Annotated in this window: 11 protein-coding genes; 8 read left to right on the top strand and 3 right to left on the bottom strand. The window is 43.7% G+C overall.

What is annotated here, in order from left to right; all coding sequences use genetic code 11:
- Positions 1–62 precede the first annotated feature (62 nt).
- Complete coding sequence (locus tag PN499_RS21825; RefSeq protein ID WP_272034559.1) at positions 63–911, bottom strand: phosphatase domain-containing protein; 849 nt, start codon at positions 909–911, stop codon at positions 63–65.
- 132 nt (positions 912–1,043) lie between these two features.
- Positions 1,044–2,129: a T4 RnlA family RNA ligase gene (locus PN499_RS21820; RefSeq protein ID WP_272034557.1), complete on the bottom strand. Its 1,086-nt coding sequence runs from the start codon at positions 2,127–2,129 to the stop codon at positions 1,044–1,046.
- Between the two features lie 31 nt (positions 2,130–2,160).
- Here PN499_RS21820 and PN499_RS21815 point away from each other — a divergent pair, with 31 nt between their 5' ends.
- The 4 genes from PN499_RS21815 (at position 2,161) to serS (ending at position 6,405) form a co-directional block, all read left to right on the top strand.
- Positions 2,161–2,745, top strand: coding sequence for a hypothetical protein (locus PN499_RS21815; RefSeq protein ID WP_272034555.1), 585 nt, complete (start codon positions 2,161–2,163; stop codon positions 2,743–2,745).
- A gap of 469 nt (positions 2,746–3,214) precedes the next feature.
- Positions 3,215–3,949, top strand: coding sequence for a sirohydrochlorin chelatase (locus tag PN499_RS21810; RefSeq protein WP_272034553.1), 735 nt, complete (start codon positions 3,215–3,217; stop codon positions 3,947–3,949).
- Positions 3,946–4,725, top strand: a complete 780-nt coding sequence (gene cobA / locus PN499_RS21805; RefSeq protein WP_272034551.1) for a uroporphyrinogen-III C-methyltransferase — start codon at positions 3,946–3,948, stop codon at positions 4,723–4,725. The genes PN499_RS21810 and cobA overlap by 4 nt, the downstream gene beginning before the upstream one ends.
- A gap of 405 nt (positions 4,726–5,130) precedes the next feature.
- Positions 5,131–6,405, top strand: coding sequence for a serine--tRNA ligase (gene serS, locus PN499_RS21800; protein WP_272034549.1), 1,275 nt, complete (start codon positions 5,131–5,133; stop codon positions 6,403–6,405).
- Positions 6,406–6,544: 139 nt separating this feature from the next.
- On the opposite strand, the gene PN499_RS21795 is transcribed toward serS, so the two are convergent.
- Positions 6,545–6,997, bottom strand: a complete 453-nt coding sequence (locus PN499_RS21795; protein ID WP_272034547.1) for a retroviral-like aspartic protease family protein — start codon at positions 6,995–6,997, stop codon at positions 6,545–6,547.
- Positions 6,998–7,171: 174 nt separating this feature from the next.
- Between PN499_RS21795 and rseP the strand changes: the two genes are divergently transcribed.
- The 4 genes from rseP (at position 7,172) to PN499_RS21775 (ending at position 12,012) form a co-directional block, all read left to right on the top strand.
- The gene (gene rseP, locus PN499_RS21790; RefSeq protein WP_272034545.1) at positions 7,172–8,533 is read left to right on the top strand and encodes an RIP metalloprotease RseP; all 1,362 of its coding nucleotides are present in this window, start codon (positions 7,172–7,174) and stop codon (positions 8,531–8,533) included.
- 58 nt (positions 8,534–8,591) lie between these two features.
- Positions 8,592–9,251 carry an endonuclease III gene (nth, locus tag PN499_RS21785; protein WP_272034543.1) on the top strand — a complete coding sequence of 220 codons (660 nt, stop codon included), beginning with the start codon at positions 8,592–8,594 and terminating at the stop codon, positions 9,249–9,251.
- A 382-nt stretch (positions 9,252–9,633) separates the two neighbouring features.
- The gene (locus PN499_RS21780) at positions 9,634–11,325 is read left to right on the top strand and encodes a CHAT domain-containing protein (RefSeq protein WP_272034541.1); all 1,692 of its coding nucleotides are present in this window, start codon (positions 9,634–9,636) and stop codon (positions 11,323–11,325) included.
- Positions 11,326–11,442: 117 nt separating this feature from the next.
- Positions 11,443–12,012 (top strand): hypothetical protein, encoded by a 570-nt coding sequence (locus PN499_RS21775; RefSeq protein ID WP_272034539.1) that lies wholly within the window; start codon positions 11,443–11,445, stop codon positions 12,010–12,012.
- The last annotated feature ends 129 nt before the right edge of the window (positions 12,013–12,141 follow it).

The following is a 12,141-nucleotide window of genomic DNA, read 5'->3' as shown; positions in this document are numbered from 1 at the left end:
TGGGGGGCGTTACGGATACTTTTGCGTAAGTCCTGATATTGATAAGTAGGCGAACATAATTATTAGAAATCACCTTCAGCGACCTGAAATACAGTCAAACCTAATGACCTCCACATATCAACAACTTGCTGACGGTCATCCAAGACAAAGCGAATATTAAATTTTCCTTCAATATGTTGGCGGTAAAATTCCTCCTTAATAATCGAATCTTTCCGCTGGTCTCCATTCTTTCGCATATAAATATTACTATATTTTACCTCATATTGCTGCAACCATTTTTCAGTTTGAGGTTGATAGTTATCTGTGCGACCCGATAGCACGATAACATTAATACTTGATTGCCACTTGCGAACAGTTTCAAGCACTGGTTGATTAGGTAAATCGCGTTCGCAATTAGACGCATCGTAAGGATTTCTACCATTTAGTAAAGCTAATGTGCCATCCATATCGACTATCATGGCATCTGGTAGTTCGGGGTTATATTCTGGAGGCGGTACGGGAACTCGGAGGTATTTATTATACATTTTCATGATTACATCTTTGCCAACTGAATTGAGTCTTTTTAAATCGCGTTTAATACATTCTTCTAGAGGAACCTGGAGAAAAGAATCATTAACTTCAACGAGAGCTTGACCTTTAACTAGCGCTTTGATATGTTCGATGTGCGGCCCAAAGTTAGTATCGTCAACAATGACATTTTTACCAGATTCTAGAGCCATCAAAATTGCGGCATCTCTGAGTTGAAGAATAAACTTTTCATTGGCGGGAGACCAATAAGAAGCGTGGGCCATTTCTCGCAAAAGGTCTTTATTCGTTCGCACCCATCTACCGGGTTCTGATAACAGTAGGTCATTAGCAAATTTAGATTTTCCAGAAGCGGGTAAACCGACAAGTATAATGACTCTTTTCATGGTAATTGGTAATTGGTAATTGGTAATTGGTAATTGTTAATTGTTAGTGGCGGGTTGTATTTTGTTCCTAACCACTAACCACTAACTACTAACTAACTAATCAAGTTTGGTAATTGGGGATGGGTATTATCCTTATAACCCCAGATTAATGTATTCTAACCCTAAAAGTTCCTCGGCTTTCTGAATAGTAGCATTACGTAAAGATTCTTTAACGCTAGCAATTTTTCCAGACCTCAAAGAAAACAAAATCCCAGAATAGGGTAAGTGTTTGATAGCTAAGGCAAAATCTTTCTGATTTTCGATATGTTGATATTGGCGATAAACTTCCTCTACTTCTTGAATTAAAGATAGATATCTATTTTTAACTTTCTCGTACAGTTCTGTCCACTCAGGGAAATAAGATAAAAACTCCTCTCCTTCATTTGTTAGTATAATCTCTATTATTCTGCGGGTAGAAAATCCTTCCCTAAGATGAGAAATTGCGACATATTGAGGAGACTTAACTTTGACTCTGTTGAAGTTACCATCGCAGATGATATATCCTTCAGAATTCATCGGATCTAAATGTTCAGCAGCTTTGATAACTTCTGTCCAGCTAGTTAAAGGATAGGATGCAACTAATTCCCATCCATATTTTTCTGTCCAAATACTAGGGTCAGACTCTAAAAGCGTTTGAATATTTCTCACTCCATGTAGTATAATTTGATTGTCTTTTTGCTGAACAACTATCCGGTTGTAAGGAGTCATTAATTCAAAGATAAAACATTGCTCAGTTTCTTGCGGTAACTGATATCCTAGTTCGTTCCAAACTTTCCAGAATAGTTGAGCAAAAGTAAAGCCAAAACCGTTAACTTCACCGCTAGCGTCAGGAGTTCCGCTAGTTTGTACTCTCCACTCGCCATCGTAGAAATAAATAACAGTGAGAGAACCATCTAGTTTTTCATACACTTTGGCACTACTCCAGTCAATCGGAGTAGCATGAATTTCCCCATAATTAAAGAATTTATTATAAGGATAAGAAATTATTTGCCAATCTTGAGATGAGTCTAAGATAATGCCTCGGCACTGCTGGACTATTTTTTCACCCAGAGGAGATTCAATCTGGGAGTATTTCAGACAGACGAGGTGAGGATATTTCTGATGTCGGGATAATTTGATATGATAAGTGCTGCATAAGCTATCTAATCCCTGCTGACGCAAATAATCTTGTAGTTCCATGATAATTTTCTAAATGGGAAGGGGTAAACAAATGAAAAGTAAATTGCTGATTTTGGGAAGTTATGCGTGTTTGTTAAGTGCTCTGGCGATGCCGTCTGGAGTTCTTGGTTTTGGGGAATTGGATACAGAATCACTAAATCGGGCAGCAGATATCCCGATAGTAAGCAACTTAATTGCCCAAGCGGGTGCTACTGTTCCCATTGGTCAAATTTTGCCACAATTAAAAGGTAAGACGCAAGTACCAATTTTTCTACCCAGTCAGGTTCCTTTTTCACAAAAGCTTTACTTTCATCCTCAAGCGAGGGCGGATGGTTATAGTGTTTCTATAGATTATACTGCTAATTGCCGAGGAACTACTGCTTGTAGTGCTGGTGGAATTGGAGCTCAAAAAGGTGGTGAATTTACGCAGAGAATGGAGGGGGTAACGAAAACATTAAAAAACATTCAATTGGCGAAGGGAACTAAGGGGGTTTTTCACAATGGTTGTGGGGCTTACTGTACTGCTTCAGTTGAATGGAAATTTCAGGGAGTTTTGTATATGGTAGCACTTAAGAATGGGCGGGAAGCAAATGCGGTAAAAATTGCCAATTCTGCTATTGAAGCAGGGCGGCGTTAAGTTTTGAATAAAGGCTTGTTTCTAAATACTAAGTCCTAAGCTTGTGTCTAGTAAACAAGCTTTTTTTACTTGAGATTGTTTAAAATTGCAGGAAGATGTTATAATCTATTTGTGTCAAGTTAAGGTTAGACCCTTAGTCTGTCAGGGGTTAAAACCCCTGCCTCAAAGTCTAAGTCCTCTGAAGAGGACTTAAGAACTTATTAGACATCTCCAAAAAAGCCAGTCAAAGGTAGGCAAGATGCCTGCCCTACAAGGTTTATTAGAGAAGTCTATTAGTCCTCTTCAGAGGACTTCAGCTATTAGACAGGGGTTAAAACCCCTGGCCGGTTTCAGAGGGCAGTTGACATCAATGGTTATAATCACATAACTTAGAAACATCTCATATAACGCCGCCCTCTGGGGGGAATTGAACCGCCCAGATGGGGGCGTTATAAACAATTACATATAGAAAAATTGGTGGGTATAAAAATTGCGTTCAACTTATTTATTAGTGACTCATGGTAGCCGCGATCCTAGACCACAATTAGGTCTGGAAAGGTTAGCTAAATTGTTGTCTGAACGTTTGGCTGTATTGGCAAATTATTCCCCCAATTCGCCTGTTGTGGGAACTGCTACGCTGGAATTTGGGCCGAGTTCATTGCACGAACAAATTTCTCAATTTGGGGAATATACCCTATCTCTTGGGTTACAGGAAGTGCAAGTTTTGCCGATGTTTCTATTGCCGGGGGTTCACCTTCAGGAAGATATACCGGCCGAGATAAAACTCGCACAACAAATAATGGGCGAAAAGGTAATAATTAACTTGCGATCGCATTTGGGTTCCCAGAGCGCAAGTTTAACTAACTGGGTGGCAGAGCAGATGACATCTGCTAGAATGCAGGCATGGATTTTACTATCTCACGGGAGTCGCCGTACAGGTGGGAATTTGCCAGTTGAGGAAATGGCAGCTAAAGTTAATGCGGTGACTGCTTATTGGTCTGTAACGCCGAGTTTGGAAACACAAGTTACAAGTTTAGTTCACAGTGGACATCAGCAAATAGGGATTGTGCCTTATTTTTTATTTGAGGGGGGAATCACTGATGCGATCGCGAAAAAAGTGGAACAACTAAAGCAGCAGTTTCCACTTGCTGAATTGTATCGGACTAACCCTCTGGGAGTAAGTGTAGAATTAGCAGATTTAATTCGAGATTTGATTGAAAAATGAACCTTACCAAGCTAAATAAAAAGGAAAATAACTGTTTGGGTAAAGTCTATTTAGTCGGTGCGGGGCCAGGAGATCCTGGTTTGATGACATTGAAGGGTAAAACTCTTTTAGAGTGCGCTGATGCTGTTATTTATGATGCGTTAGTCAGTCCCCAAATCTTGGCGATGATTAATCCGCAAGCAGAGCGAATTGATGCTGGCAAACGCATGGGTCGCCATTCGCTATTGCAGGAAGAAACAACCCAGCTATTGATAGAAAAAGCTCAAGTTCACGCGATAGTTGTACGGTTAAAAGGTGGCGATCCATTTATTTTTGGTCGCGGTGGCGAAGAGATGGAGGAGTTGCTGAATGCTGGCGTAGCTGTGGAAGTTGTACCGGGAGTGACTTCTGGGATTGCCGCGCCTGCTTATGCGGGAATTCCTCTAACTCATCGGCTTCACAGTTCTTCGGTGACGTTTGTAACCGGTCACGAGATGGCGGGGAAATATCGGCCGGAGGTGAATTGGAGTGCGATCGCACGCGGTTCAGAAACTATTGTGATTTACATGGGAATTCACAATTTGACTTATATTATTGACCGATTGACAGCCGCAGGATTGAGTGCGGATACTCCGATCGCTTTGGTACGATGGGGGACGCGGCCCGAACAGGAAGAATTAATCGGTAGTTTGTCTACAATTGGGGAGAAAATGAAGGCCGCTGAGTTTGCTGCACCCGCGATCGCAGTTATTGGCAATGTCGTTAAGCTGCACGCTGTATTGTCTAGAGGCGATTAACTTTGTAGGGTGGCTGGCATCATCTATACCCGGAGGGCGATCGCTCTACTTTGCGCCAGCGCCTATACTACAAAACTACTCTTCCTCCCTCGTCTCGCTCTCCTACGGAAATTACCAATAAAAAGCCCTCGGCCACAAGTGACTGAGGGTAGAAAAATTATCAGGGTGCATCTACTATGTTTTACAGTATAACACCCCTGAAGGGTGTTACCCCTCAGTGCAACCCCAAAAGTAATAAAAATAGATGATAATAAATTATTTGTCAGTAACAAATTATTGATAAAGCTTATATAAGCAGCAGCTTTGTCCCTATCCTGCATCAAGGGGGAGCGATCGCAAGGTAAAATTAGCGGTTGGAGCTGTCCAAAAGCTTAGCCCTAAAAATCTCAACTCTAAAATCGACCTGTGCTAGACCTCAAACTCATCCGCGAAAACCCACAAGCTGTAAAGGAAAGCCTCAACCGCCGAGGCGGGGACTATGACATCGAGCCGATTTTACAATTAGATAGACAGCAGCGGGATTTAGAAGGGAAGCGATCGCAACTCCAGGCCCGCAGCAACGAAATCGGCAAACTCGTCGGTCAAAAGATTAAATCAGACCCCAAAGGCGCAGAAATTGAAGCCTTAAAAGCAGAAGGGAACCAAATTAAAGCCGAATTAAGCGAATTGGAACCCCAAGAAAAGGACTTGAAAGATCAAATCGCAGCCTTATTATTGCCTCTCCCCAACTTACCCAGTGACTCCACACCCATCGGTAAAAGTGAAGAAGAAAACGTCGAAGTCCGACGCTGGGGAGACGAATATATTCCCCAAACTGCTGATATTTTACCACACTTTGAAATCGGCGAAAAACTAGGAATTCTTAACTTTATCCGCGCAGTTAAAGTTGCTCAACCGCGCTTTGTTACCTTAATAGGAGCAGGTGCAGCCTTAGAAAGAGCAATCATTCAATTCATGCTCGATCGCCATACAACAGCAGGTTATGTGGAAGTAATTCCCCCATTTTTAGTTAACAGCGCCTCCCTCACTGCTACAGGTCAATTACCCAAATTTGCTGAGGAAAGCTTCAAATGCGACCAAGATGATTTATGGCTGATTCCTACCTCAGAAGTGCCAGTCGTCAACCTTTACCGAGACGAAATCTTAACCGCCGAACAATTACCGATTTATCACTGTTCTTATACGCCTTGTTTTCGCCGGGAAGCTGGCAGTTATGGCAAAGATACAAGGGGATTAATTCGACTACACCAATTTAATAAAGTAGAATTGGTGAAACTCGTACATCCCAGTACATCAGCAGCAGAACATCAGAAATTAGTGCATGATGCTGAAGGAGTTTTGCAAGCATTAAAGTTACCCTATCGAGTGATAGAATTGTGTACGGGTGACATCGGATTTAGTGCAGCTAAAACTTACGATTTAGAAGTATGGCTGCCTTCTGCTGGTAAATACCGCGAGATTTCTAGCTGTTCTAATGTCGGTGATTTTCAGGCGCGGCGGGCAAATATTCGCTTTAAAGAAGCGGGTAAGAAAGGTACTCAATTCGTTCATGCTTTGAACGGTTCTGGTTTAGCAGTTGGCCGCACTATGGCCGCAATTTTGGAGAATTATCAGCAACCTGATGGGACTGTGAAAATACCAGAAGCGTTGCAAGTTTATATGGGGCGAGAAGTATTGTAAAGCAAAAATATCCAGGCGATTGAAATCGCGCAGCAACGCGGGTACACAAACAAAGTCCGCCTACATTGTAAAAAATATCCCGGCGATTAAAATCGCGGGTACACAAACAAAGTCCGCCTACGCGGACTAATGAGGTTTACTAGACTCGAAATACTGGATAATTAGGATGTTCAGGATTGGGGACTAAACGCTGATTTTTGCAGTCTACTAACAAATCTAACGTCTCTAATGCTGTCTGACCAATCAGCACAGTATTGCCTAATACGAGAGTAGCTTCTGTGGTTTCGCGACCTTCTATTTCTAGGATTACAGGTTCAGTCAATCCTACTGATTCTTCTCTACCATCAGCATATTGAGCTATTTCATGAGTCCGAATTCTTAAACCCAGAAATTCTACTACCTCCGCAGGTATAGCAGTCCGTACTGCACCTGTATCTATGAGTGCTTCTGCTTCATAGACACGCAACAAATTGGGATTAAGCAGTCCTCGATGGACTAAAGCTTCATCAATTGCATTAGTTAATTTAACTTTGACTCGAACTGCACCCATATTTTGATTGTTATTCCTGGTCGAATTGCTGAGATTTACCATAGTTTTTACCTCCTATTTTTTATATTACATATTTTTATATAGGTACTATCGGCTTCAGAGTACCTATTCAATAGGTAATATCCCTCTGTTAATTAATTGTGGCGGCAAATTGCCGATCGCTCCCCACAGATATTAAAATAAGAACAGTTCAGCAAAGTTTCACAGTAATCATTCATGTCAGTATTGGCCGCGATCGCAGTTCTAGCTCTCCTCATCGTCGTACACGAGCTCGGCCACTTCCTGGCCGCGAGATTTCAGAACATCCACGTCAACCGCTTCTCCATCGGCTTTGGCCCCGTGCTCTGGAAATACCAAGGGCCAGAAACCGAATATGCTCTCAGAGGCATCCCCTTGGGCGGCTACGTGGGTTTCCCCGACGAAGACCCCGAAAGTAACATTCCCCTAGATGACCCCAATTTACTCCGAAATCGCCCCGTACTCGATCGCGCGATCGTTATCAGTGCCGGCGTGATCGCTAACCTGATCTTTGCCTACTTCCTGCTAGTGACACAATTTGCCACCGTAGGTATACAGGAATTGCAGCCGGGAGTTGCCATTTCCCAAGTCAGTTCGCAATTGAGCCTCGCTTCACAGGCCGGCATTAAGTCGGGAGACATTGTTTTAGCAGTCAATGAGGAGCAATTAGCGACTGACGTGCCCGCTGTCCAGTCCTTAAAAGACATCATTCAAAGCCATCCCAACCAAAGCATTAAATTTTTAATTCAGCGAGGGAATGAAAAACTGGCGATCGCAGTTAAGCCAGAAGCAGGCCCCGACGGCAAGGGTCGCATCGGCGTTCAACTAGCTCCCAACGGGGACAAACCGGGAGTCGCGATCGAACCTTTACCAGAATTAAGTTTAGCAGCATCCGCAGGTATCAAACCCGGAGACGTTATCCTCGCAGTAAACGGTCAGGAATTGGGAACTAAAACGTCACCGATAAAAGCTTTAATGGCAGCGGTTCAAAGCCATCCCAATGAAAGCATTAAAATGCTAATTCAGCGCGATGGTAAAAAATTGGATATCCAGGTAACACCCCAACCAGATCCAAACCAAGAACTCATTGCTCTCAAATTAGATGCCAATATTGTCAGGCGCAGAGCTAGCAATATTATCGAAGCATTGAACACTGGAGCGACTGAATTTCAGCGCATTGTCACTCTGACAGTTCAAGGTTTCATCAAACTAATTAGCAATTTTAGCCAAACTGCTGACCAACTTTCCGGGCCAGTCGCTATTGTCGCTATCGGTGCAGATATCGCGCGATCGGATGCAGGCAATCTGTTTCAGTTCGCTGCCCTAATTAGCATCAACCTTGCTATTATCAACATCTTGCCTTTACCCGCCCTCGATGGCGGTCAGCTAGCCTTTTTATTAATAGAAGGACTACGCGGTAAACCCTTACCTGCAAAAATTCAAGATGGCGTTATGCAGACAGGTTTAATCCTGTTGCTAGGTTTGGGGATTTTCTTGATTATTCGCGATACGGCTAACTTGGCTGGCGTAGAATGGATGAAGAATCTTCTACAACAATAATTAGTTAATAGTTAACGGTTAACAGTTAACCGTTAACTGTTAACGTTAACAATTAGCAATGAGCAAAAAATTGAGTCTGCGGCAGCGATCGCTCGAAATTCTGATCCGACTTAAGCGCCTTTATCCCGATGCTACCTGCACCCTCAACTATGAAACCCCAGTGCAGTTGCTTGTGGCTACAATACTCTCAGCTCAGTGTACTGACGAGCGAGTAAATAAAGTCACCCCAGCCTTATTTCAACGTTTCCCCGATGCTGCGGCGATGGCGATCGCAGACATAGAAGAACTAGAAAACCTCGTGCGTTCCACTGGCTTCTACCGCAACAAAGCCAAAAACATCAAAGCCGCCTGTCATCTAATCGTTGAAAAATTCAACGGGGAAGTGCCAAAACGGATGGAATTACTGTTAGAATTACCCGGAGTTGCCCGCAAAACAGCTAACGTTGTTCTCGCCCACGCCTACGGCATTAATATGGGCGTAACAGTCGATACTCACGTCAAACGCCTCAGCAACCGTTTAGGTTTAACAGAACACGCAGACCCAATTCGTATTGAGCGAGATTTGATGAAACTGCTACCCCAACCAGATTGGGAAAACTGGTCAATTCGCCTAGTTTATCATGGTAGAGCCATTTGCAATGCTAGAAATCCAGCTTGTGGGGTGTGCGAACTTGCAGATTTATGTCCCTCTGCTAAAGTTACAGGACTTGCGGAATAACTTGCCCGCCTCCTCCTGTCCCCTTCTATCAGGATAGAGGTGATTTCCTTCTAATACTAAATTAGCAAAAAAAAGCGATCGCTGTTAACAAAACTAGATGGGAATCGTTAGTTTTTTGGTAAATTAATAAGAGTAATATGAACTAATTAATCAAGGGTTGATAGTTTGACTAAAGAGAGGCGTAAATAAATAAGTAAATCCACCTAATTAAACATAAGATCGGGATGGCTAAAAAGCGGACTGTATAAACATTCTTCCTTCTCTCCTAGATAACTAAATTTTTCTTCCTTCTTCCTTCTTCCTTCTTCCTTTTACTTATCATCTGGCGATGTGAAGAAAAAGTTGCTACAATTTACATCCAAAGTCGGTAATGTTGTAATGAATGCCGCGCCCTGAAATTCCTTGCCTGAGTATTGCGATCGCACGCCTGAAAACCCCTGCGGAAAACCATTTTGCCGCTTGGGTTCTACAATCCCCTTATCCCGGCGGATACGTCCACCACGACTGCATTTGGCCAGAAACTCTGTCTCAGGCGTGGCAAGCTTGGCAGGAGATGTTTTCGCCCCACAGTTTGCCCCAGATCGCCCCTGTTCCCGCACCCCAGCTAGCATTAGCGCTGACTTCTAGTAGCGATGTCTCCAATGGCGGCAAAACCCTCAGCTATAGCAGCCGCCTGATGCAGCAGTTGGGGATGAGTCTGTGGCAATGGCTGATCGCCGGGCCAATTCAAGGTAGCCTCCACGAAAGTAAAGGGATTGCGATCGGGCAAAATCTACCCCTGCGAGTGCGCCTTGACCTTCGGGAACCCGATCTCATTGCTTTACCCTGGGAAATTATGCAGCCACAGGCGGGTCAACCGGCGATTTCTCTGGGTCAGCAATTGCTATTTAGTCGCACGACTAGCGATGTGGAACCTTTACCCGTGCTACGTTTGGGCCAATCTCTAAATATTTTATTGGTTTTGGGGGAAGGAGGAGGAAATTCGCCGCTAACGGCTTTGGAATTGGAAGCAGAGGCGGCGGCGTTAGCGAATGTTTTGGAGATTTCTAGTAAAACTGAGGCGAATGGTCATCATCCAGATGCGATCGCGCCTACTTGTGTGGAAACTCTGATTCAACCGACGGCGGCGGAATTGATCGATCGCTTAGAAGCAGGAACGACACTGGGACAGGGGCCTTACAATATTTTATTTTACGCGGGTCACGGGATGCCCGGCCCAGACGGAGGGTTACTATTTTTAGGGCCCGATACTACCCTCAATGGTACGGAATTAGCTCAAGTTTTGGTGCGCTGTCGGGTAAATTTGGCGGTGTTTAATGCTTGTTGGGGGGCGCAACCAGCGATGGAAGTGTTGACAAATTCCAGTCAGCAGACGTTATCCCGTAGCAGTTTGGCGGAAGTGTTGATCCATCACGGTGTACCGGCGGTGTTGGGGATGCGGGATGCGATCGCAGACAGAGAAGCCCTCAGTTTTATCCAAGCTTTTGCCCAAGCAATGGCGGCGCGAATGCCCGTAGATCAAGCGGTTGCAGTTGCTAGACAGCAACTTTTGACGCTTTATAAATTCAATCAACCGGCTTGGACATTGCCTGTATTGTATATGCACCCAGAGTTTGATGGGCAACTGCTGACCTCTATTTTAGAGATTAGAACTGAATTACCCGCAAATTCACCAACTTGGATGGGGCGATCGCTACCGATTGCTTATTTGCGATCGCCCACAGAAATTACGCGCATTTGGCCAATTGGGGCCGGAATCGTGCGAGTTGGGCGCGGGGAAGAAAACGACGTAGCCATTCCCGAATCCTGGGTTTCCCAAAAACACGCTGAGATTTTTTGCCGCAACAGCGTTAACACCGGCAAGACTGAACAGACATACTTTCTCCGAGATTTCTCCCGCTACGGTACGCTGATTTTGGGCCCCGATGGCTGGCAGAGAGTTCATCATCAAGAAGTTGCTTTACAGTCAGGAATACAGATAAAATTTGGCAGTTCTCAAGGTCAGAGTCTAGAATTCATCATCGAATTCACAAAAACTTCTCCTCATACTGGAGTTGATTGCGGAACCAGCTAAAGTGGTGCTGTAGTTAAGCAGGTAATAGGTGATTAGACCGGATAAATTAGCACTCCATGCTCTACAATTACCAGTTACCTCTTTTTCATATCCCCTAACCGATTTTGGAATTGCATGATGGCAGATCAAACTACTAACTCTCAATATTTTCAAGAGTCGCAAACTCAGGCTGAGTTAGAATTATTAGAAGTAATTGTCCAGGGTGATATTCCTTACCCTTGGAATCCCGCCCAGTCTGATGCTGAAGCTTATTTTGTGGCGTTAGAAGAGGAATTCGTCGCATCAGATTGGCTTGCGGATAGAGATTTAACGCACAATTCCCAAATATTATTTTCCCAATTAGATCGACTTTGGTCAGCAAGAGAACTGAAAAAGTCTTTGTTTGATAAATTTACTCTAGTACCTGAAGATTTACTGAATAGAATTGCTGAAAGCGTTCAAAAGGTAATAGTTAACTATCAATCTTTGGCTGAGCAAATGGTTCAGTGTACCTTAGAGATTTTACCTCAGTGGCCAGAGGAAGATTTACAGGTGTTAGCCCGCCCTTTGGCCTATGCAATGCGAAATGCTGAACAGGAGTCTGATATTCCTCTGGTGAAGTCTTGGGAAGAGTTATCGGAGATTGAACAAGCTAGGATGAGTTTAGCTATTGCCCGTTATGCTATCTCAATTAGCAGTGATTCTTGATGGTATAGCTAGGGACTAGCGGCTAGGGAAGAAGGGAATAGAATTAAGGGTGGAATAAAACTAGAATGTCCTAACCACCTTGGCGGTTGCTAAGTAGGTGGACATAAATAAACGCTATAAATTGTAAGG

Origin of the sequence: Kamptonema animale CS-326 (assembly GCF_028330895.1) — a bacterium.
Taxonomy (GTDB): Bacteria; Cyanobacteriota; Cyanobacteriia; order Cyanobacteriales; family Microcoleaceae; genus Kamptonema; species Kamptonema formosum.
Note: the sequence above shows the minus strand (reverse complement) of the source record. Positions and strands in the feature narration are given on the sequence as shown.